The 22,696-nt window shown below is 63.7% G+C and carries 21 protein-coding genes; all 21 read right to left on the bottom strand.

All coding sequences use genetic code 11. From position 1 onward, the window contains the following. Positions 1–789: 789 nt before the first annotated feature. Positions 790–6,108 (bottom strand): beta strand repeat-containing protein, encoded by a 5,319-nt coding sequence (locus H9K76_RS04595; RefSeq protein ID WP_187598392.1) that lies wholly within the window; start codon positions 6,106–6,108, stop codon positions 790–792. Positions 6,109–6,747: 639 nt separating this feature from the next. Continuing rightward, a complete protein-coding gene (hisF, locus tag H9K76_RS04590) occupies positions 6,748–7,527 on the bottom strand; it encodes an imidazole glycerol phosphate synthase subunit HisF (RefSeq protein ID WP_187598391.1) in 780 nt (259 codons plus the stop codon). 15 nt (positions 7,528–7,542) lie between these two features. After that, the gene (locus tag H9K76_RS04585) at positions 7,543–8,454 is read right to left on the bottom strand and encodes a D-hexose-6-phosphate mutarotase (RefSeq protein WP_187598390.1); all 912 of its coding nucleotides are present in this window, start codon (positions 8,452–8,454) and stop codon (positions 7,543–7,545) included. Further along, the gene (gene galE, locus H9K76_RS04580; protein ID WP_187598389.1) at positions 8,451–9,461 is read right to left on the bottom strand and encodes a UDP-glucose 4-epimerase GalE; all 1,011 of its coding nucleotides are present in this window, start codon (positions 9,459–9,461) and stop codon (positions 8,451–8,453) included. The genes H9K76_RS04585 and galE overlap by 4 nt, the downstream gene beginning before the upstream one ends. Positions 9,462–9,468: 7 nt before the next feature. Further along, positions 9,469–10,209: a 1-(5-phosphoribosyl)-5-[(5-phosphoribosylamino)methylideneamino]imidazole-4-carboxamide isomerase gene (gene hisA, locus H9K76_RS04575; RefSeq protein ID WP_187598388.1), complete on the bottom strand. Its 741-nt coding sequence runs from the start codon at positions 10,207–10,209 to the stop codon at positions 9,469–9,471. 59 nt (positions 10,210–10,268) lie between these two features. Next, positions 10,269–10,937, bottom strand: a complete 669-nt coding sequence (gene hisH / locus H9K76_RS04570) for an imidazole glycerol phosphate synthase subunit HisH (protein WP_187598387.1) — start codon at positions 10,935–10,937, stop codon at positions 10,269–10,271. 17 nt (positions 10,938–10,954) lie between these two features. After that, a complete protein-coding gene (gene hisB / locus H9K76_RS04565) occupies positions 10,955–11,590 on the bottom strand; it encodes an imidazoleglycerol-phosphate dehydratase HisB (RefSeq protein ID WP_187598386.1) in 636 nt (211 codons plus the stop codon). Further along, entirely contained in the window at positions 11,587–12,711 is a 1,125-nt protein-coding gene (gene hisC, locus H9K76_RS04560) for a histidinol-phosphate transaminase (protein ID WP_187598385.1), read from the bottom strand. The genes hisB and hisC overlap by 4 nt, the downstream gene beginning before the upstream one ends. Before the next feature lie 73 nt (positions 12,712–12,784). Next, the gene (locus tag H9K76_RS04555) at positions 12,785–13,225 is read right to left on the bottom strand and encodes a PIN domain-containing protein (protein ID WP_187598384.1); all 441 of its coding nucleotides are present in this window, start codon (positions 13,223–13,225) and stop codon (positions 12,785–12,787) included. Continuing rightward, a complete protein-coding gene (locus H9K76_RS04550; RefSeq protein WP_187598383.1) occupies positions 13,222–13,503 on the bottom strand; it encodes a DUF6364 family protein in 282 nt (93 codons plus the stop codon). Before H9K76_RS04550 ends, H9K76_RS04555 begins: the two co-directional genes overlap by 4 nt. Before the next feature lie 71 nt (positions 13,504–13,574). Then, entirely contained in the window at positions 13,575–14,354 is a 780-nt protein-coding gene (locus H9K76_RS04545) for a hypothetical protein (protein ID WP_187598382.1), read from the bottom strand. Positions 14,355–14,715: 361 nt separating this feature from the next. Continuing rightward, positions 14,716–16,038 (bottom strand): histidinol dehydrogenase, encoded by a 1,323-nt coding sequence (gene hisD / locus H9K76_RS04540; RefSeq protein ID WP_187598381.1) that lies wholly within the window; start codon positions 16,036–16,038, stop codon positions 14,716–14,718. 32 nt (positions 16,039–16,070) lie between these two features. Further along, complete coding sequence (hisG, locus tag H9K76_RS04535; protein WP_187598380.1) at positions 16,071–16,718, bottom strand: ATP phosphoribosyltransferase; 648 nt, start codon at positions 16,716–16,718, stop codon at positions 16,071–16,073. Beyond that, positions 16,718–18,079 carry a UDP-N-acetylglucosamine 1-carboxyvinyltransferase gene (gene murA / locus H9K76_RS04530; protein ID WP_187598379.1) on the bottom strand — a complete coding sequence of 454 codons (1,362 nt, stop codon included), beginning with the start codon at positions 18,077–18,079 and terminating at the stop codon, positions 16,718–16,720. The genes hisG and murA overlap by 1 nt, the downstream gene beginning before the upstream one ends. Before the next feature lie 123 nt (positions 18,080–18,202). Next, a complete protein-coding gene (locus H9K76_RS04525) occupies positions 18,203–18,451 on the bottom strand; it encodes a BolA family protein (protein ID WP_187598378.1) in 249 nt (82 codons plus the stop codon). A 31-nt stretch (positions 18,452–18,482) separates the two neighbouring features. Continuing rightward, positions 18,483–19,238 (bottom strand): ABC transporter permease, encoded by a 756-nt coding sequence (locus H9K76_RS04520; RefSeq protein WP_187598377.1) that lies wholly within the window; start codon positions 19,236–19,238, stop codon positions 18,483–18,485. Beyond that, a complete protein-coding gene (locus H9K76_RS04515) occupies positions 19,235–20,164 on the bottom strand; it encodes an ABC transporter ATP-binding protein (protein ID WP_187598376.1) in 930 nt (309 codons plus the stop codon). The genes H9K76_RS04520 and H9K76_RS04515 overlap by 4 nt, the downstream gene beginning before the upstream one ends. An 82-nt stretch (positions 20,165–20,246) precedes the next feature. Further along, positions 20,247–20,516: an STAS domain-containing protein gene (locus tag H9K76_RS04510; protein ID WP_187600455.1), complete on the bottom strand. Its 270-nt coding sequence runs from the start codon at positions 20,514–20,516 to the stop codon at positions 20,247–20,249. A 30-nt stretch (positions 20,517–20,546) separates the two neighbouring features. Further along, entirely contained in the window at positions 20,547–21,185 is a 639-nt protein-coding gene (locus H9K76_RS04505) for an MlaC/ttg2D family ABC transporter substrate-binding protein (protein ID WP_187598375.1), read from the bottom strand. A 213-nt stretch (positions 21,186–21,398) separates the two neighbouring features. Then, on the bottom strand, positions 21,399–22,154 hold the full coding sequence (locus H9K76_RS04500; protein ID WP_187598374.1) for an MlaA family lipoprotein: 756 nt from the start codon (positions 22,152–22,154) through the stop codon (positions 21,399–21,401). After that, complete coding sequence (gene mlaD, locus H9K76_RS04495; protein WP_187598373.1) at positions 22,151–22,639, bottom strand: outer membrane lipid asymmetry maintenance protein MlaD; 489 nt, start codon at positions 22,637–22,639, stop codon at positions 22,151–22,153. Before mlaD ends, H9K76_RS04500 begins: the two co-directional genes overlap by 4 nt. Between the last annotated feature and the right edge of the window lie 57 nt (positions 22,640–22,696).

Genomic DNA, 22,696 nt, shown 5'->3' with positions numbered 1-22,696 from the left:
CGCATTGGTGGCATCCGCGTAATTGGAGTAGTTGGGGGTGATCAGGGGGGTCGGGACCCCTGAATTCCCTCTGAAATTATCAAATAGAACTGCTGCAGAAGCCGCCTGTGCAGCGCATGCCAGTGACACGACAGTGATCACCCGGCGGGCGAGACCTACCACACTCGATGAATTGAAGAGGAATTTGTGACGCTGCGGCGTCGCTCTCGGGTATCGCATAGAAAGCTCATCTCTTACGTGCCCTGCTTTCAGCAATGCCCTGCAACAACTGGGGCACTTCCGTGAAAGAGGTTCTGTTTGTTTGCCCCATGTATGGCAGCAATCGATATGTCAGCGCAGCACTGATTCGCCCGGGTAGCCTTTTGCCTTCGAGCCGAGAGGAGCGGTCCAAAGATATACAGTAACTATCGAAGAGGGTACTAAAACTGACTCACTTCCGATAGATTACAACAATGTGTGAGGAAATGTTTAAATTTAATAAAATTTAACAATCGAAAAAACAAAACATTGAATAGATTGCAATCAATAGTCCCAATTTTCATATCAATCCCATCATTCAATTATTAATTGAAATCACTTAGTGTGTTTAATAGTATCAAACTATAACAAACAAGGATATGGAATGTCGATCTGAGAGGAGGTGGTGAACCGCTGCCTAGTTCACCTCCAGGAGACCTCGGAAAGAAGATCAGCGAGAGTTGTCGCTGACGGAAGAGTCGCTTCTTTCAGCCTCTTCCATAGCTCACGGCTGGCTCGCTGACAGCCGTGAGCTATTCAGTTCAGCATAGATCAGCGATAGAAGCTGTTCTTGCTGAACGATCTCCCGGCAGTGAGAGCAGTGAGGCATACCAGCAGAGCGCCCAGCAACAGCAGCATGGTGCGCGAGTCCACCGGCACTGGCGTCACCTCGGGCGGAGCCCCGATGTCGTCGCTGTCCGTCGACGTGCACGGAGCAGCCGCCGAAGTGCACGCACCGCCCGTCACGCTCGCCGTGTTCACCGCCTTGCTGCCCACGCTGCCCGTCACCTTCGCCGTCACCGTGTAGCTGACGTTGCCGCCCGCCTTCACCGTGATGCCCGTGCAGGTCAGTCCCTGGCAGCTGCCCGCCACCGAGCCCGCACTCGCCGTGCCCGCTTCGATGCTCACCTTGTCCAGGCCGCTCACCACCGTGTCCGTCCAGCTCAGGTCCGTCGCATCCGTTCCGCCACTGTTCGTGATCGTCACCGTGTACGTCGTGGTCGTGGTGGCTGCCACCTTCGTCACGCCGTTCGTCTTGGTCACACTCAAGGCGGCCTGGGTGTTCACAGGCGTTGTCACGCTTGCGCAGTGAGCATCGCCATTGCAGCTGCCCGGGACTGGCGGATTGCCGCCGTTGTGCGGGTCACCTCCGCCTCCCACGGCGGCGTTGTTGGTCACGCTGGGCACTGCGGCTGCGGCAACAGTGACCGGAAACTCAATGCTTGCCGAGGCTCCCGGAGCCAGCACGATGGCATTCGTACAGGCCAGAGACTGGCCCGTGGCCGTGCAATTCCAACCGTTGTAGGTATTGCTGCTTGTCGTGATACCTGCGGGCAGGCTGTCGTTGACCGTGATGGTTCCGGTCGTTGCGACTGTGCCGCTGTTGGTGACCGTCAGCGTGTACCTGGCATCCGCCTGGGCAACCGCCCAGGGGCCATTGCTGGCCTTGGCCAGGCTCAGGCTCGGCACGCCGGGCAGTGTTCCGCAATTGGCGCTGGAGGATCCATCGATGGCCGCCTCGTTGTAGGCACCACTGCCCGGCGCGCCCGTGCAAGCCACGGCCGTCACGCCCACATGGGTCGTGAAGGTGATCGCCACCGTATAGGTATGCGTCACTGCGTTGCCAATCGGCAGATTTGTCTCACTGATCTGGTGAACCACGCCGTTGACGGGCGCCGCCGCCAGGGAGGGGCTCACAACGCCGCCGTTCGATGAGGTGACCGACCAGCCATTGAGCACGACATCCGCAGGGAAAACCGGTGCATCGGTCAATGTGTAGCTCCCTGTAGCGCCGCCAGAGTTGGTCACTGCGACCACATAGGTGGCGGTGTACTGACCCGGCGTGCCCGTGGGAAGGAAGCTCGGCTGGCCCTTGCTCACGGCAAGCGCAGCGGGCGTGTTCACGACCGTGTCCCTGCGCGCGCAATGACCGGGCGTGGCTGCATCCAGTCCGGTGCAGGTGCTGCCGGGAGTCGGCGGATTGCCATTGTTGAACGGGTCGCCGCCGCCAGCAACCGAGGCATGGTTGGTTACGGTGGAGGTTGTGCCGCTCTGAACCGCGGAGGGCTCGATCATCACCGGCAGAACGATAACACTGCCCGCTCCTGGAGAAATGCTGCCATCCGGACCCGTACCGGGGTTGGTGCAGGTCACGCTCTGGCCGCTGACCGTGCAGACCCAGTCGCCGCTTACCGCATCGACTCCGGTGATGCCCGCCGGCAGCGTGTCCAGAACGGTCATCGCACCTGTCGTCGCCACTGTTGCACTCGCATTGGCCACCGTCAACATGTACTCTGCTCCGCCCTGGCCCACCACCCATGGGCCATTGTCCGCCTTGGTCACCTGCAGGCTCGGTGCATTCACGGGCGTCGTGATGCTCGCGACGCAATCTGCGTTGATCGGGCACACCGGATCCCCACCGCCCTTCACAGAAGCGGTATTGCTCACCTGAGGAACCGCTGTTGCCTTGGGTATCACGGGAATGCTGAAGCTCCGTGACTCACCTGGCGTTGCACCTTGTGGTGCCGCCAGAATGTCCGTGATCGTGCAGGTCACCTGCTGGCTGTTGGCCGGTGCCGTACAACCGACTTGCAGAGGGGTGCCCAGCGTCAGGCTGGACGGGATCAGGTCCGTCACCGTGATCGTACCGCTCGTGGCTGCCGTGCCCACATTCGTCACCGTCAGGATATAGCTGGCTGGCACGCCCACCGCGAACGCCGCCGAGCTCGCCGTCTTCTCGATCTTCAGGTGCGGCGCATCAACCACCGTGGTGGTGCTGGGCGCGCAACGCGCCGGCAGGCTGGCAGCCTCGGTACCCACCGGGCACATTTGATCGCCACCACCTGTTGCCGTCGCCTGGTTGGTAACGGAGACACCATCGAGGCTCGCATCGGGCGTGACGACGATGTCAAACACCACGCTGGCCTGGACGGCAAGGCCGGCGGCCTGGGGGCAGGTCACCGTCGTCTGGCTGCCTGTCGGGGCAAAGGTGCACGGGGGTGTCGCACTGCTCACGGTCAGGCCCGCAGGAATCACATCGGTGACGGTCGTGTCAGCCGTTGTGGGTGCCGTGCCCGTATTGGTCAGCGTGAGCCTGTAGGTCGCTGGCTGATTGACCGTGAATGTGCCCGGCTCCGCAGCCTTGGTCAGGGTGAGTTGCGGTGCGAGAACCGGGTTGTCCGTGGTTCCCGTGCAGTGCGCACCGGATGGACAGGTGCTGTCCCCCGTATCCGGGTTGACCTGTGCCTTGTTGGCCACGGATTGCCCAACGAGGTTGCCATCCGTGGGTGTCACGGGAATCGTGAAGCTCACCGAGCTTCCGCTGGGCTTGCCCGCAGGTATGTTGCAGGTCACCAGCTGCCCATTGGCGGTACAGCCACTGCCCGCCAGGTTGCCGATGGCGAGGCCCGTGGGTATCGTGTCCGTGATCGTGCCTGCCAGGGTGTCCGCCTGGCCATTGTTCGTGACCGTGATGATGTAGTTCGCCTGCTGGTTCAGTACGAGGGTACCGCTGAGCACCTTCTTCACGTCCAGTTGCGGGCGGTCCACGTTCGTCTGGATCGTGGCCTCGCATGGTGCCTGGTCTGTACATGCCGTGCTTCCACCAGTCACCTTTGCGGTATTCACCGCTGGTGTCGCCGTATTGTTGCCCACCATCACGTTGGCGTTGACCACGGGTGCCGAAGCGCCCGGCACCAGCACGGCACTGGTCGTGCAGCTCAGCACCGTCGTCGTGCTGGCGGAGCAATCCCAGCCCGTACCGCCCGCGTTGCTCGCCACCGGCTGCTGAATCTCGATGCCGGGAGGCATGGTGTCTGTCAGCACGATCGGGCCACTCGTACTCGTCGTGCCGGAGTTTCGTATCAGGATGGCATAGCCCCCTGTCTGACCCACGGCGAAGCTGCTGGGCGATGCCTGCTTGGTGACCGTGAGAGCCGGGGTTCCGCTGTTCGTGTTGCTGACCGTGCTCGACTTGGAACATGGAAGCTGGGTGCAGGTCGCCCCTGCGGGCGGAGTGACCGTCGCCGTATTGGTGATCGTGCCTGTGGCTCCGAGCTGCGCCGTGCCCGTGATCGTGATCGTGACGGACGCGCCGCTGGGAAGGTTCACGCCCGTCAGGTTCACATTGTTGCCTGAGCCGGAGGAGATCGGGCCGCAACTGGCGCCCGGATTGCCTGGAGTGCAGTTCCAGTTGCTCACCGACACCGCACCAGGAACCGTATCGGAGATGGTCGCGCCCACGACTCCACTGGGCCCGGAGTTGCTCACGACAATGGTGTAGTTCAGCGGTTGGCCCGGCAGGTAGGTATTGCCTGGCGTAGCCGCTTTTGCAATGCTCAGGTCCGCCCGGGTGAGCACATTGTTGGTCACTGTCGCCGTACAACGCCCGGCTTCGTTGCAACTGCTGTCGCCCCCGCCGGAGGCGGTCGCGGTATTCGTCACCGTCGAAGCGGCGGCCGCTGTCGGTGTCACGGGGATCGAGATGGTGAATGGCGCCGCACCAGCCGCCAGGGACGATGCCGGTACGATGCACTGAAGGTTCTGGCCTGCCGTCGTACATCCTGCGGGCAGGGAACCAATCGTCAGCCCGGCAGGAATGGGATCGTTGATGACGACAGGAGCGCTGGCATTGGTTCCACCCAGGTTCTGCACCGTCAACACGTAGTTGCTCTGAACATCGACCACCAGCGGATTGCTGGATGAACTCTTCTGAAGCCGGATGATCGGCAGCGAGTTGCTGGTCACCGTGCTGGTGTTGTTGCTCGGATTCGAGTCGGTCTGCGAGACGGTCGCGGTATTGGTGATGGTCTTCGTGCCCGCTGCCGGCCTGACCGTGAACGTATAGGTGAGATACGAGCCCGAGGTGGGTCCGCTTGCCGGACTCGGGTTCGTGGGCAGATCACCGCTCGTCAGGACATATGCGCTGCCCGAATTGGAGAAGAAACTGCCCGCGCAGGTCGCGGAGCCCGACGCGCTACAGGTGGGGCTTCCGACAACCGTCACATTCGCCGGCAGGGTATCGGAGACCGTCACGCTCGACGCCGCCGGCCCCGTGCTGCTGTTGTTCCACACCTTGATGCTGTACTGGAACGTGGGAGGAGTCGCCGAACTCGAGTCGAAGGTGGCCGGGCCGGACTTCACGACGCCGATATCGGCCTGCACCGTTGCGCAGCCTGCATAGGATGCCGGACTGGACGGATCCAGAAGGCTGCTCGCCGGGACGATCACCGGCGTGCTCGTCCCGGGAGGGATCCATTGCAATCTCAGGTGATTCACGCCCCCCTGGTTGTTCCAGTAGATGCGCATCGCATAGCAGGTATTGGGCTGGGCCACGACGAAATTACCGGGCACCGGTTCAAAGGAAGTGTCGCCACTCGTATAGCTCGCCAGCGATCCGACGGGAATGTTGTAGACAAAATTTCGATAGTTGGCGCTCGTGGCCGCGGTCGCATAGCTCGAAAAATCAATCTGTGCTTCATCGTCATGAGCTACGCGGAACTGATACGTACCGACCTGTGGAAAGCGGATCAATGAGTAGATCACCTTGCCCTGCCATTGACCCAGGCAAGCTGCCGAATTGTTGTGCCCCGAAAGATTGCTGCAGAGCCCGTCATAGTTTTCGGCAGGGGTCGTTGTCAGGTAAGCCCAATCTACCGTGTTCGCTGTTCCACTGCTGGCGGCGGTCGTGGACGCCGCGAACTGGATCAGATTGGCTTTGGCGGTAGAGCCGAGGTTCTGGTAGTTGGGCGTGACCTGGGTGCCAGGTACCCCGCTACGCCCGCGGAAGTTATCGAACAGAACCGTGGCCGTGGCCAGTTGCGCAAACGCGCCCAGGGCAGCCACCCCCAGCACGGCACGCAGAGTGCGCAAGGAATGGCGTTGGCCGACTCCTGCCCGAGGGGGCTTCTCCGGCACCGGTGGTGCCTCCCCTATCACATCGCTCCAGAGAGCCTGACAGGACACTGGTTGGGCCACATTGGGCGCGGTGTGTGCGATTGCTTGCATATGCATTTCTTGAACCGTAGCCGCCGATCACGCCCACCCCGCACATTCGCGCGCAGTGGCTCTCATGACGAGTCGCAAGCGTGGCCCTAGAAATGCGTGCAATGCCCCGGCTGATGATTTCAGCCAATCGATACCGGTTGTCCCATCAAGCACTGGACACAAAGACTTGCGGGCCGACCGTCCAGCCCACGAGCCAATCCCACAACGCGTACAGAACTAACGAATAGTCTGACGCTAATGTATTTTTGCAATCTCATACACGTCTGTGAGAAATTGTTAGATTTGCGAATGATCGAAAAGATCGTGCAGGTATCTGGGCTTTGAAGAATCGATGGACCGACCTCGGCACGAGGGAGTTGCGGGATGCGGCAGATCCGAATGGGCTGCAAGGCGCGAGCCCCGGCAACAGCGCGCTTGGGCTATTGCGAAATGACGAGGGTCGGCAACGACGCGGACTGCCCGAGGCCGCGCCTGCACATGTGTCTTGAGATGGTCAACAGCCTCTTAGAGTCGCACCGGGATACCGCGCTCCCGCATGCGCTCCTTGGCCTGCTGCACCGTGTATTCCCCGAAGTGGAAGATGCTGGCCGCGAGCACGGCGTCGGCGCCGCCCTGCTGCACGCCGTCGGCCAGGTGGTCGATGTTGCCGACACCGCCCGAGGCGATCACCGGGACGCTCACGGCATCGGACACCGCGCGCGTGAGGGCAAGGTCGAAGCCGGACTTGGTGCCGTCGCGGTCCATGCTGGTCAGCAGGATCTCGCCTGCGCCACGCCGGGCCATTTCGCTGGCCCATTGCACCGCATCGAGGCCGGTGTTCTTTCGGCCACCGTGGCTGTAGACATCCCAGCCTTCGCCGCGCTCGACGGCATCCTGTCCCTGGCGGCGTTTGGCGTCGATCGCGACGACGATGCACTGGGCACCGTACTTGTCGCTGGCTGCGTTGATCACATCGGGGTTTGCGATCGCAGCGGAGTTGAAGCTGGTCTTGTCGGCCCCGGCGTTGAGCAGGCGGCGAACGTCCTCCACGGTGCGCACACCGCCACCCACGGTGAGCGGGATGAAGACCTGGCTTGCCACGGCCTCGATGATGGGCAGGATCAGGTCGCGGCCGTCGCTGGTCGCCGTGATGTCGAGGAACGTGAGTTCGTCCGCGCCCTGCGCGTTGTAGCGCGCCGCGATTTCCACCGGATCACCGGCATCGCGCAGCTCCACGAAATTCACGCCTTTGACGACGCGGCCGCCGGTCACGTCCAGGCAAGGGATGATGCGTTTTGCAAGCACGGTGAAATCTCCGAATCAAACTGACAAAGTAGAGGTTGCCTTGTGGCGCTCCGCATGCGACGCTGCCTCGCGCCCCTGCCATTGCGTGAGCTGCTGCCAGCCGATCCAGCGCTGGCCCGGCGCGAGCGTGACGGATTCATCCACGCAGGCCGCCTCCACGCAGAGCATATGGCGAAAGCCGTCCCGCGGCATGTCTTTCAATTGCGCGCAGAGAGCAGCCCCCGGATTCCACACCACCGCGTTGTGCCAGCTCGCACTGTTCTCGATGGTCATGAATCGGCCCGTGGCCTCGTCGCCCAGCCGCAGCGGGCCCCGGGGCAGAGGGGAAGAGAACACGCTGTCGTACTCTCCGTCGAAGCGCACCGCGGCTGACTGCGTAGCATGCACATCGCGCACGGCATCCCAGCGGGCCGCGCCACCCAGGCCATCGAGCTGCATGCGCGTGATGTCGGGCACACGCAGATAGGTATGCAGTGCCCCGGTGAAACTCCAGGCATCCGCCCCGGTGTTCGTAAGCTCAAGCGCCAGGCGCAGCACGCCCGGCTCCAGCTGCACGCACAGCCGGGCCTCGAAGCCATGCGGCCACCAAGCGCGTGTCGTGTCATCGTCCCGCAGGATCAGCGAGACATGCGCGCGCCTTGCATCCGATGCCGAATCCAGAACCCGCCATGGCAGGTTGCGCGCGAAGCCATGCTTGGCGAGCGGGCCGCGCTGGTTGAACTGTGGAAAGCAGATCGGAACACCGCCGCGCACGGCGGAATGCCCGTCCCATTGGGCTCGGTCACTCAGGAACAGGTGCTCGCCCCCTTCGGGAGTGCTCCACGAAATCAACTGGGCACCATGCAGGGCGATCACGGCGGCATCGCCGCACGGCAGCGCCGCACGGATCACCGGCTGGCCGTTGAACACATCCTCGTGCACGCTCATTGCACGCGGCGCGCTTCGCCGTTCTGCCAGCGCCAGACATCGGCGCACATCTGGTCGACGTTGCGAGTGGCGCGCCAACCCAGCAGGCGCTCGGCCGATGCGGGGTCGGCCCAGTAGGCCGGCACGTCGCCGGGCCGGCGATCGACAATGCGGTAGGGCACGGGCTTGCCGCAGGCGCGCTCGAAGGCCTGGACCATCTGCAGCACGGAGACAGGGTCTCCCGTGCCCAGATTGAGTGTGAGCAGTCCCGCGTGCTGCTGCAGATAGCGCAGCGCCGCCACGTGGCCTTCCGCCAGGTCGCTGACATGAATGTAGTCACGCACGCCCGTGCCGTCGGCCGTGGGATAGTCGCCGCCGAAGATGCTGAGTTCCTGGCGCACGCCCGCCGCCACCTGGGCGACGAAAGGCATCAGGTTGTTGGGTATGTCCTGCGGGTCCTCTCCAATGAGGCCGCTTTCGTGAGCTCCCACCGGGTTGAAATAACGCAGCCGGGCCAGGCGCCATTGACCGGGCTCGGACTGATCCAGATCGGCCATGATCTGCTCGGCCATGTGCTTGGTGTGGCCGTAGGGATTCATGGGATGCAGCGCGGCGTCCTCGGGAATCGGTGAGCTGATCGGGTCACCGTAGACGGTGGCCGACGACGAGAACACCAGGGTGCGCACGTTGGCCTCGCGCATCGCCGACAGCAACGTGACGGTGCCGGCGACATTCGTGTCGTAGTACTTGAGCGGGTTGCTCACCGACTCGCCCACGGCCTTCAGCCCGGCAAAGTGGATGACCGACGTGATGCCGCGCTCGCGCAGCACATTCGCCACGGTGCGATGGTCGCGCACATCACCTTCGACGAACGGCACCGGTTGACCGGTGATGCGCGCCAGGCGCTCCAGCACCGACGGCTTGCTGTTGGCGAAGTTGTCCAGGACAACGAACGGAAGCCCCTGGCCGGCGAGTGCCGCGCAGGTATGGGAGCCAATGAAGCCGGCGCCGCCGGTGACGAGAATCATGCTGCGTTCACGCCGACAGTTCGTCGGCGCGATCCTGCGCAGCGGCGAAATCGAGGTCGCCGGAATAGATGGCGCGTCCGCAGATCACGCCCTCCACGCCTTCGCGCTCCACCTCGCAGAGCTTCTCGATGTCGGCCATGCCCGCCAGGCCGCCCGATGCGATCACCGGAATGGACAGGGCCTGGGCCAGCGCCACGGTGGCATCGATGTTGATGCCCGACAGCATGCCGTCGCGGCCGATGTCGGTGTAGATGATGGACTCGACGCCCCAGTCCTGGTACTTGCGCGCCAGATCGACCACTTCATGGCCCGTGAGCTTGCTCCAGCCATCGGTGGCGACCTTGCCATCCTTGGCGTCGAGACCGACGATGATGTGCCCACCGAACGCGCTGCAGGCGTCCCTCAGGAAGCCGGGGTTCTTCACTGCGGCCGTCCCGATGATGACGTAGCGCATGCCCGCGTCGATGCAGGACTCGATGGTGTCCAGGTCGCGGATGCCGCCACCGAGCTGCACCGGGATCTCCTGGCCGACTTCCTTCAGGATGGCCTTGATGGCCTCCTTGTTCTTCGGTTGCCCGGCGAATGCTCCGTTCAGGTCGACCAGATGCAATCGGCGTGCTCCGGCGTCTACCCAGCGGCGCGCGATGGCGGCCGGGTCTTCACCAAAAATCGTGGATTGATCCATATCACCTTGTTTGAGGCGCACGCATTGGCCGTCCTTGAGGTCGATGGCGGGGATGAGCAGCATGATCGTAAACGTGAGAGGGGCGAATCAAAAAAGAGGTCGGCCCGACCGGGTTGAAGATGTCAGGGCTTCCAGTTCAGGAAGTTGCGGAACAGCGCAAGTCCATGTTCGGAGCTTTTTTCCGGATGGAATTGCGTAGCGAAAATATTATCGCGTGCGATGGCGGATGCAAAGCGGCCGCCGTAATCGGCCTCGCCTGCGACATGACTGCTCTGCTCCGGCTTGGCATAGAAGCTGTGCACGAAGTAGTAGAAGCTGTCATCGGGAATCCCTTGCCACAGCGGGTGCACGGCGCTGGAATGCGGCGTCTGGCGCACGCGGTTCCAGCCCATCTGCGGCACCTTGAAGCGGCTGCCGTCCTCCTGCCTGCGGCCGGCGAGGTCAAACTTGACCACGGTGCCGGGGATCAGCCCGAGGCCGGGCGTATCGCCCTCCTCGCTGTAGTCCAGCAGCATCTGCATGCCGATGCAGACACCGAACATGGGCTTGCTGGCCGCGGCCTCGAGCACGCTCTCCTGCAGGCCGGAATCACGCAGCTCGCGCATGCAGTCGCGCATCGCGCCCTGCCCCGGCAGCACCACGCGCTGTGCAGCCCGTACCTGCTCCGGCTCGGAAGTGACAACGACATTCCAGCCGCTGCCATCCGCTGCGGCCAGCACGGCCTGCGACACGGAGCGCAGATTGCCCATGCCATAGTCCACGACCGCGACGGTTTTCGATTCACTGTTCATGGTGTGCAGTTCTGCGGTTACAGCGAGCCCTTGGTGGACGGAATCATGCCGGCCGAGCGCGGATCGCGCTCGAGCGCATCGCGCAGCGCGCGGGCAAAGGCCTTGAACACCGTCTCGCACTGGTGGTGCGCATTGATGCCCTTGATGTTGTCGATGTGCAGCGTCACACCCGCGTGGTTCACGAAGCCCTGGAAGAACTCGTAGGTCAGCTGGGTGTCGAAGCCGCCGATGCTGCCGGCCGTGAACGGGATGTGCAGATGCAGCCCCGGCCGGCCCGAGAAGTCGACCACCACGCGCGAGAGCGCTTCGTCGAGCGGCACGTAGGCATGTCCGTAGCGCCTGATGCCCTTCTTGTCGCCCACGGCGCGCGCGAAGGCCTGGCCCAGCGTGATGCCCACGTCTTCCACCGTGTGGTGTCCGTCGATGTGCAGGTCGCCGTCACAGTCGATCTGCAGGTCGATCAGCCCGTGGCGTGCGATCTGCTCGAGCATGTGGTCGAAGAAACCGATGCCGGTTGCAATGCGCGAGGCGCCGGAACCATCCAGGTTCACGCGCACCTTGATGCGTGTCTCCGCGGTGTTGCGGGCGACTTCGGCGACGCGGTCGGCATGGGCATCGACCGCAGGTGTGGAGGGTACAAGAGATGATGTCATAGGGAAGCCTGGAGCGCCGCGAGCATCTGTGCGTTGTCGGCAGCATTTCCGACGGTCAGACGCAGGCAGTTGGCCAGCAATGGATGCATTGTAGAAACGTTTTTGATCAGCACCTTCCGGGCCTTCATGCCCTCGTGGGTCTTTGCCGCATCGGCCACACGGATGAGCACCATGTTGGCTTCGCTGTCCCAGACCTTCTCCACACCCGGAATCGTCTTCAGGGCATCGATCAGCTTGGCCCGCTCGGTGCGGATTTCAAGGGCCTGGGCGGCAAATACCTCGGCGTGCTCCAGCGCAAAGATCGCGGCCTCGCAGTTGAGCACGCTCACGTTGTAGGGAGGGCGCACCTTGTCGATCTCGCTCACGATGGCCTCGGGGCCGATCAGGTAGCCCAGGCGCACGCCGGCCAGCCCGAACTTGCTGAGCGTGCGCATCAGCAGCACGTGGGCGTTGCGCTCCGGCTCGGCCTTCATGCGGTCGATAAAGCTGTGGCTGGCGAAGGGCTGGTAGGCCTCGTCCATCACCACAAAGCCGCCCTGCTCGCCCACGGCATCGACGATGCGCTGCACCGCGCCCTGGTCCCACAGCGTGGCCGTGGGGTTGTTGGGGTAGGCGATGTAGGTGATTGCGGGCTTGTGCTCCGCGATCGCCGCAAGCATCGCAGGTTCATCGAGTTCGAAGTCGGCCGTGAGCGACACGTTCACGAAATCCAGCCCCTGCAACTGTGCACTCATCGGGTACATCACGAAGCCCGGCATGGGCGCGAGCAGCTTGGCGCGCGCGCCGTCATGCGGCTGTGCACAGGCAAGCGCCAGCAGGCTGATGATTTCGTCCGAGCCGTTACCGAGCAGGACGGCGCTGCCTTCCGGCGCACCGGCATAGCTTGCGAGTGCGGCCTTCAGATCGTTCTGCCGCTCTCCGGGATAGCGATTGATCTCCAGGCTTCCGAGACGCTGGCCCAGCTCCAGTTGCAACGCCGGGGGCAGGCTGAACGGGTTCTCCATGGCGTCCATCTTCAGGTAGCCGACAGCACCCTGCACCTTGTAGGCATGCATGGCGCGCACGTCGGGACGCAGGCGGTCGAGGGCTTTGGAGAGGTTGGCGGGAGAAGAATTGGGCATGATGAAAAACGGTAGTGGAAGTGGCTTCGTCAAGGAGCGATGCAAGTGGTTCAGGGAGGCTGGTGGCTGAACGTCAATGCTCGTCCGTTGCGGAAACCGGTGCATGCTGCGGATGCACCATCACCACCCCGCCGTAGTGCGCACCATGCGGCAGGGCGAGGGTCAGCATCCGGGCGCAGCCGCTGTGCTGGGCACAAGCAACGGCAAGGCAATCGCCGAACGGCAGGTTGTGCCGGGCCTGGACGGCCCACGCCGTCTCGAGCGTGGCGGCATCGGTCTTCCAGGGGTTCCATGTCTGATAGCGGCGGATGGCGGCGCGCGCATCGCCCTGCGACAGCGGCTCGGCCGCCGTGGTCACCTGATCGTAGAACTCGCACAGCGCCTGGCTTCCGGTGCGTCCGGCACGCGCACGCCAGAGCGCATCGAGCCATTCGAGGGTCGCCGCATGCAGTGCTCCCGCGCCCATGTCCTCCGCAGCGATCAGCACCGAGGTGTCAACAAATACGGGGTTCATGGCGCGGCGAGCTTTCCTTTGGCCGCGGGCTTCCTCGTCGCGGATGCAGCCGTGCGCTGCAGGCTTGTCGCACGGGGGGCGGCGACGCTGTCAGGCGCCCGCCAGTTGCGCTCGTCCGTGCGCCAGGCCAGATAGGCGCGCTCGTAGGCGTCCTCGCGCCGCTGCATCTCGGCCATGAAATCACCCACCATGCGCGAAACGCTGGTGCCGCGCCTCGCAGCTTCGATGCGTGCCCATTCGAGCACATCATCCTCGACGGTGATGGTCAGGTTTTTCACAGCATGCAGTTTACACGAATTTCGTGTTCCACGAAATTCGTGTGATTTCACCTGAGCACGAGCAACCGCTTTCAGCGGTATTGCGGCGCGGGTGCATACGGGGAAGGGCTCGGCTTGTCCGCAGGAAAGGCATTGGGCCGGTCACCCCGAGAATGACCGCCGGACGGCGGCTGCGTCCCCTTGTCCAGACGCACCTCGAACAGCGCCGTGCCGATCACGCCGATGTTGCGCGGGTTGCCCGCGGGCGTGTTGCTGGCATAGGCCCCGTCCTTGCCGGAGAAACGGAATGCTGCCACCTCGTTGCTGCTCTTGCGAAAGCCTTCGATGCGCAACGTCTCCCCCGGCATGAGCAGGTAGCCGTTGTTGCGCAGGCTGCCGCTTTGGCCGGTCAGCACGTCGAGGCCGTCGACCGTGGCAACCACTTCGTAGCTGCGCTGGCTGCGGTTCACATAGACCAGCTCATAGCGCGCGCCACGGCTGCCCGCGACCTGGTGAGCGCCCTGCTCTCCCCTGGCGCCATAGATGGGCAGGGGCCTGTCGTTTTCGTCGCGCAGCGACCACTCGACCTTGCCGTCGGCGAGCAGCACATTGAGTTGTCTGTCCGCGCGCGCACCAAGTGCGCTGCGGATGCTGGCTTCGTCCGTGTAATGCAGCGTCTTCAATGCCTGCGGCCTGGCGGGCGTGATGCGGGTGGCATCCACAAGTTCTACGGATGACTCGCGGCCCTCACCCCACTGGGTGCCGAGTGTGGACGCAGCCGGTGTGGGTGCAGCAACGGGCGCGGCAGGTACGGGCGGAGTGGAACTGGGCGCAGGCGTGTAGGCATCGCGACCGGCCGCAACCGTTGGCACCGTCTCCGCCACGGGGGCCGGCCTGGGCGGCATGGAGCAACCGGCCAACAGCACCAGAACGCCGGCCGCCAGCCCGCGTTGCCAGTGAATCAGGGATTTGAGAGTGAGAGGAGCCGATGCGGATGAAGACGCAAGGGAAACGAAAGAAAACCGAAACCCATCCCGATGTGCGCGTGACATGTTGTGATTCCTGCCTTGCTTGTGTTGTGGCCAGCCCGATGCAATGCAGTGCAACGGGCAAGGATCACAGTGTCAGCGCAAAAAAAGCAGGGAGCGCACTCGGAGAAACATCTGGACAAGCTTCTTGCAGTCGCCCGACATTGTGTGCCCGGGCTGCTGCAGAGGCTCCCAAGCCAACACATCACTTCTTCAGCAGACGCATCTCCGCCGCGCGCGCGTGTCCCTGCAGGCCTTCTCCATAGGCCAGCTCCGCTGCGATCTTGCCCAACACCTGGGCTCCCGCCTCGCTCACTTCGATGAGGCTGGAGCGCTTCTGGAAGTCATACACGCCGAGCGGCGAGGAGAAGCGCGCCGTGCCGCTCGTGGGCAGCACGTGATTCGGCCCGGCGCAGTAGTCGCCAAGGCTCTCGCTGGTGTAGGCGCCCAGAAAGATCGCGCCCGCGTGCTTGAGCAGCGGCTCCCAGCGGTGAGGATCGCGGCTGGAGACCTCCAGGTGTTCCGGCGCGATGCGGTTGCTGATCGCGCAGGCTTCTTCCATGTCCCTGGTAAGGATCAGCGCGCCCCGGCCGTTCAGGCTCCTGGCGATGATCTCCTGGCGCGGCATCTCGGGAAGCAGGCGATCGATCTCGCGCTGCACCGCGTCGATGTAGGCGGCATCGGGGCACAGCAGGATCGATTGCGCGAGCTCGTCGTGTTCGGCCTGGCTGAACAGATCCATGGCGACCCACTCGGGCGGCGTGCTGCCGTCGGCCAGCACCAGGATTTCCGAAGGCCCTGCAATCATGTCGATGCCGACCATCCCGAACACGCGCTTCTTGGCGCTGGCCACGTAGGCATTGCCGGGACCGGTGATCTTGTCGACCTTGGGAATGGTTGCCGTGCCGTAGGCCAGCGCCGCCACCGCTTGCGCGCCTCCCACGGTGAATGCGCGGTGCACGCCTGCCACATAGGCCGCCGCCAGCACCAGCGCGTTCTTTTCGCCGCGGGGTGTGGGCACGACCATGATGATGTCCTCCACACCCGCAACATGCGCGGGAATGGCATTCATCAGCACGCTCGACGGATAGGCGGCCTTTCCGCCGGGCACATAGATGCCGACGCGGTCCAGCGGCGTGACCTTCTGGCCGAGCAGCGTGCCATCCTCGTCGCGGTAGCTCCAGCTCTCGCCGTTGGCCTTCTTCTGCGCTTCATGGTAGGTGCGCACGCGCCTTGCCGCAGCCTGCAGAGCGTGCTTTTGCGCATCGCTGAGGCTGTCGAACGCGGCCTTGAGTTCGTCCTGCCTGAGCTCGAGGGCCGACAGGTCGGGCGCGTTCAGGCCGTCAAAGCGCGCCGTGTATTCAAGCACCGCCGCATCGCCGCGCCTTTGCACATCGGCCAGGATGTCGGCCACGCGCTGCTCGATCTCGGCGTCCGTGTCCGCCGACCAATGCAGGCGCGCCGCGAAGTCGGCTTCGAAGGTGCTCGAAGCGGTGGACAGACGCAGGGGGGCGGCTTGCAGGGACATGGTGCGCGGCTTTCTTTGGGGAAGGGGAAAATTCAGTCCTGACGGATCGCGGAAGCGAATGCGTCGATGATGTGGCGCAGTGGCTCCTGCTTGAGCTTGAGCGCCGCCTGGTTCACGACGAGGTGGGAACTGATGTCCATGATGCGCTCCACTTCCACCAGGTTGTTGGCCTTGAGCGTGTTGCCGGTGGAAACCAGGTCGACGATGGCGTCGGCCATGCCGGTGAGCGGCGCGAGTTCCATGCTGCCGTAGAGCTTGATCAGGTCCACGTGCACGCCCTTGGAGGCGAAGAACTCACGCGCGATCGCCGTGTACTTCGTGGCCACCTTCAGGCGCGAGCCCTGCGTGACCGCATGCTCGTAGTCGAAATCGCTGCGCACGGCCACGCTCACGCGGCACTTGGCGATCTTCAGGTCGAGCGGACGGAACAGGCCCTGCCCCCCATGCTCGATGAGCGTGTCCTTGCCCGTCACGCCGATGTCGGCACCGCCATGCTGCACATAGGTGGGAACGTCGGTCGCGCGCACCATCACCACGCGCACCTCCGGCTTGTTGGTGGGCAGGATCAGCTTGCGCGAGGTTTCCGGATCCTCCAGCACCTCGATGCCGGCGGCGGCCAGCAGGGGCATGGTCTCATCAAAAATGCGGCCCTTGGACAGAGCCAGAGTAATCATCGTCATCAGATTCTTTCGACATCGGCGCCCAGGCCGCGCAGTTTGGCTTCCATGCAGTCGTAGCCACGGTCCAGGTGATAGATGCGGTCCACCACCGTCTCACCGCTGGCCACGAGGCCGGCAATGACCAGGCTCGCGGAAGCACGCAGGTCGGTCGCCATCACGGTGGCACCCGAAAGGCGTTGCGCAGACTGCGCACGGCTCGTATTGTCCTCGCAATTGTCCAGGCCGCCAGCGGCCGCCTCGCTGAGTCCCTCGATCACGGCCTGCCGCGAATCGGTGGTCTGGATTCTTGCGCCGAGGCGGGCGAGCTCGCTCACGTGCATGAAGCGGTTCTCGAAGATCGTCTCGGCAACGGTCGAGCGGCCTTGCGCCACGGCATTCAGCGCCATGAACTGCGCCTGCATGTCGGTGGGAAAGCCCGGGTACTCAGTGGTATGGAAGCTTTGCGCCCTGAGCTGCGATGCACCCGGACTCTTCACGTGGATGCCGTCCTCCGCGGCCTGCACCTCGACCCCTGCATCGCGCAGCTTGTCGACCACGGCGCCGAGGTGATCGATGCGGCCATGACGCAGAAAGGCCTCGCCACCGGTGGCCGCCACGGCGCACAGGAAAGTGCCCGCCTCGATCCGGTCGGCCACGACCTGGTGCTCACAGCCATGAAGCCTTTCCACACCCTGGATGCGGATGCACGCCGTACCGTGGCCCTCGATCTTCGCGCCCATGCGGATCAGCATCTCGGCCAGATCGGCGATCTCGGGCTCCTGCGCGGCGTTCTCCAGGATCGTCTCGCCTTCGGCCAGCGTCGCCGCCATCAACAGGTTCTCCGTGCCGGTCACCGTGACCATGTCCGTCGTGATGCGGGCGCCCCGCAGGCGCGAGCGTCCCTCGGGCAGGCGCGCCACCATGTAGCCATGCTCGACCACGATGTCCGCCCCCATGGCCGTCAGGCCCTTGATGTGCTGGTCGACCGGACGCGAGCCGATCGCGCAGCCACCGGGAAGCGAGACCTTTGCCTCGCCGAAACGCGCCAGCAGCGGGCCCAGCGCGAGCACCGACGCGCGCATGGTCTTGACCAGGTCGTAGGGTGCCTCGGTGTGCTGCAGTTGGTCGGCCACGATGCGCACCACGCCCTTGGCATCGGGACGGGAGCAGTCCGGGTCCTCGATGCGGTCCACGGCCGCGCCCATGTTGCGGATCAGTGCCAGCATGGTGGCGATGTCCTTGAGGCGAGGCACGTTGTGGAGCACCACGGGTTCTGCGGTCAGCAGCGCGGCGCACAGCTCCGGCAGTGCGGCATTCTTGGCGCCGGAGACCGGCACCTCGCCATGAAGGGCGCGCCCACCACGAATCAGGAGTTTGTCCATTGGAAAATCAAAAAGTCCGGGCGGTCAGCGGCCCATCGATCGGATGAGCGGGCTGCCGCCGCATTCAAGAAAACCCACGCGAGGCACGAAGGCACGGTGCGCAGCGCGGGAGCATCGCGGCGATCAGTCCGCGGCAGATTTGGCGGCCCATTCAGCGGGCGTGTGCACCTTCATCGACAGCGCATGCACTTCGTCGGTCTGCATGCGGTCGCCCAGCGTGGCGTACACGCGCTGGTGGCGCTGGATGAGCCGCTTGCCCTCGAATTCGGCAGACACGATCGTGGCAAACCAATGGCGGCCGTCGCCTTCGAGCTCGATGTGCTCGCAGGGAAGGCCGGCGCTGATGAGTTGCTTGAGTTGGTCTGCGGTCATGTGAGATAGGTCCGAAATATCAAAAGGGGCATCAGTTGCGGATCTTGTAGCCGATGCGCAGCAGGTGCACGGCGAACGCACTGATCAGCAGCCACGCGCAGGCGACGATGCCGAAGCTGGTCCACGGGGAGACGTCGCTCTGCCCGAAGAAGCCATAGCGGAAGCCGTCGATCATGTAGAAGAACGGATTCAGGTGGCTCACGCCCTGCCAGAAGCCCGGCAGCGAATGGATCGAATAGAACACGCCGGAGAGGAAGGTCAGCGGCATGATCAGGAAGTTCTGGAACGCGGCCATCTGGTCGAACTTGTCGGCCCACAGGCCCGCAATCAGCCCGAGCGTGCCCATGATCGCGGCGCCCAGCAGCGCAAAGACGATGATCCACAGCGGCGCAGAGAAGTCGGGCACCGCAAAGAACAGCGTGACGACGAAGACGCCGAAGCCCACCAGCAGCCCACGCAGCACCGCCGCCCCCACATAGGCACTGAACCATGCCCAGTGCGACAGCGGCGTGAGCAGCACGAACACCAGCGAGCCCATGATCTTGCTCTGCACGAGGCTCGACGAGCTGTTGGCGAACGCATTCTGCAGGATGCTCATCATCACGAGGCCCGGGATGATGAACGCGGTGTAGCTGATGCGGTCATACACCAGCACACGGCCCTCGAGCACATGGCCGAAGACCAGCAGGTACAGCACGGAGGTGAGCACCGGCGCCGCAATGGTCTGGAAGGCCACCTTCCAGAAGCGCAGCACTTCCTTCTTCAGCAGGGTCTGCCAGCCGTTCATGCTGCCACTCCCTTGCCGGAATGTTCCTGTTCGTTCATGACGTGGATGAAGACATCCTCGAGGTCGGCGCGGCGGATCTCCACATCCTCCAGCACCACGCCTCCCTGGCGCAGCCCGGCGAGCAGGCCTTCGACGTCACCCGCATCCTGTGCGGGAATCTGCACGATGCGGCCCGTGACACGCGCGCGTTCGGCCATCGCCGTCGGCAGCAGGCTATCGGTCTTGAACTGCAGCACGTTGGCCGATGCGGACTTGAGCAGCTCCGACATCGGGGAGAGCTTGACGATGTTGCCGTGCTTGAGCATGGCCACGCGGCTGCACAGCGCTTCCGCCTCCTCGAGATAGTGGGTGGTGAGCAGCACGGTATGGCCTTCGCGGTTCAGGCGGGCGATGAAGTGCCAGAGCGTCTGGCGCAACTCCACGTCCACCCCCGCCGTGGGCTCGTCGAGAACGATGATCGGGGGCTTGTGCACCAGCGCCTGGGCCACCAGCACGCGGCGCTTCATGCCGCCAGACAGCTGGCGCATGTTGGACTGCGCCTTGTCGGCCAGCCCCAGGCTCTCCAGCAACTCGTCGATCCAGGCGTCGTTGTTCTTCACGCCAAAATAGCCGGACTGGATGCGCAGCGTCTCGCGCACGCTGAAGAACGGGTCGAATACCAGTTCCTGCGGCACCACGCCCAGGCGGCGGCGCGCCTCGGCGTAGTCATCCCGCACGTCGCGGCCCAGCACCTTCACCGAGCCGCTGCTGGCACGCGCCAGCCCCGCCAGGATGCTGATGAGAGTGGTCTTGCCCGCGCCGTTGGGGCCGAGCAGGCCGAAGAACTCGCCTTCCTCGATGTCCAGGCTGACCTGGTTCAGCGCCTGGAAGAGGCCCTTGGAGGTATTGAAGGTCTTGGAGACAGACTGAAAGGATACTGCTGACATGAACCGCTCATTTTAAGGCGCGCAGCCCTCGCGCTGCTGTGCAAGGTTTTGGGAGGCGCGCACCGACGGCTCGCCAGGGCGATCAGTCGGCCGGCAGCAGTTCCTGAACGCCGTAGAGGCCGGCCAGGCTGAGCAGCGCGGGCGGGAGCGCCTTCACGGCAAACGACTTGCCGAACGCAAGCGCCGTCCGGCGGCATTCGAGCAGGACGGCGATGGCCGAGGAGTCGAACACCTTGAGCGGCCCTGCGTCCACGATGAGCTGCTGCTCCTTGTGGGCGCGCAGGGCCTGCATGAGCATGCGCAGACACGCCGTGGCCTGGGCATGCGTGAGCTCGGGCGGAAGCACCAGCATCGAAGGTGCGGCGGGCGAGGTCATGGCCGATTACTTCGCCGCGCTGGCTGCATTGGCCTTGTTGCGTGCCACCAGCGTGTCGATCAGGCCGTCGATGCCCTTGGCATTCACTTCCTGCGCGAACTGCGTGCGGTAGGTATCGACGATCCAGACGCCCAGCACGTTCAGGTTGTAGATCTTCCAGCTGTTGCCGTCCTGCTCGAGGCGGTAGTCGACCTGCACCGGATCGCCCTTGCCACGCACTTCCGTGCGTACCAGCACGTCCTTGTCCCCTGCCGCTGCACGCATCGGCTTGACCTCGACGGACTGATTGGTCACCTGGCTCAGGGCACCAGAGTAAGTGCGCACCAACAAAATCTTGAATTCGTCCTGCAGGCGCTTCTGCTGCTCGGGCGTAGCCTTGCGCCAGCCCGGGCCGACAGCAGCGGCGGTCATGCGGCGGAAGTTCACGTGCGGCATCAGCATGCGGTCGACCAGCACCATGATCTTGTCCACGTCGCCAGACTTGATGGACGGATCGTTGCGGATGGTGTCCAGCACTTCGTTGGACAGGCGCTTGATCATGTCATCCGGAGCCTCGCCCGCAGCCCATGCGCTCGGGGACGACAGCAACGCAAGCGACACAACTGCCGCGGCGGATTGGGTGAAAAGGCGTCGATTCATCAGCATCTTGGGATTCCTTCTTCTTGTCACATACAAACCTGAATGTATGTGATTGGCAACATACGCACCAATACGCGTTCAAGCACGCGCGCTATTGTGAGCAGATCACCGGCCGTTCCATACGTCTGGCCGGTAGCGTCATGAAAGCAAATGCAACACCGCGACCCGGCCTCGGAACTGGCCGACAACCAGCGTCGGTGCAGGGATCAATACGGGTACTCAATAGTCCTCGGGCAGCTTGCCTGCATCGTCGTCATCCTGCGCCTGTCCCTTCTTGGGTGTGATGCGCTGGCTCCGGACCTGCAGATAGACGTCACGCGTGAACGAGTAGCGGTCCAGGGCAGCAGCCTCGAGCACGTCGCCTGCATTGAGCAGCGACTCGCGCTTTTCCAGGACCTTCAGGCCGTACAGGGAGTTGCGGGCACCCACATCGTTGATGGAGCTCAGCGGATCGCCCAGATAGTCCACGGGCAACGCGGCCGCATCACGCACGGTGGAGGGGCCCAGCAGAGGCAGCACCAGATACGGCCCGGTCTCCACGCCCCAGTGCCCCAGCGTGAGGCCGAAGTCCTGCTTGTGGCGCTGCACACCCATCTCGCTGGCGATGTCGAGCAAACCGCCGAGACCGAAGATCGTGTTGACGTTGACACGGACCATGGTGTCGAGCGCATCGGCACCGCGACCCTGCAGCAGGTTGTTGACGAACGACCAGACGTCGGTCAGGTTGGCAAAGAAGTTGCTCACACCCGTGCGCACCGGCTTCGGTGTGACGTCCTGGTAGGCCGTCGCCACGGGCTTGAGCACCGCCTTGTCCAGCCCGTCATTGAACGAGTACATGCTGCGATTGAATGGCTCGAGCGGATCATCCGGATTGGAGTGGGGGCCGGTTGCACATCCGGCGAGCAGGGCAAGGCCCAGCATCGCGGCTGCGCCACGTGCAACGATGACTTTGGAATATTTGGTTTGATGGGTCATTTTTTACCGCCGGATCCACCGGTACTGCCACCCTCTTCCGCCTTGTTGTAGAGGAACTGGCCAATCAGGTTTTCCAGTACCACGGCCGATTGGGTGGATGTGATTGTGTCACCTTCCGCCAGATTTGCCTCGTCAGCGCCGGCTTCGATTCCGATGTACTGATCGCCCAGCAGACCGCTGGTGAGGATCTTCAGGGAGCTGTCCTTGGGAAACTTGTATTGCTTGTCGAGCTCCAGGTGCACGTTGGCCTGGAACGTCTCGTCGTTGAAGCCGATCGACTGCACGCGCCCCACCACCACGCCGGCGCTGCGCACCGCCGCCTTGGGCTTGAGGCCGCCGATATTGTCGAAGCGCGCCGTCACGTTGTAGCCCGACTTCCAGTTCAGGCTCAGCAGGTTGGCGGACTGCAGTGCAAGGAATACGAGCGCGGCCGCGCCCAACAGCACGAACAGGCCGACCCAGACATCATTCTTGGATTGCTGCATGGTTTGCTACTTTCTCCGTAATCCCGAGATACCAGTCTCTTCGCTCTCAACCGTTCG

The organism is Diaphorobacter ruginosibacter (genome assembly GCF_014395975.1).
Taxonomy (GTDB): Bacteria; Pseudomonadota; Gammaproteobacteria; order Burkholderiales; family Burkholderiaceae_C; genus Diaphorobacter_A; species Diaphorobacter_A ruginosibacter.
This window is presented reverse-complemented; position numbering and strand designations above follow the sequence as displayed.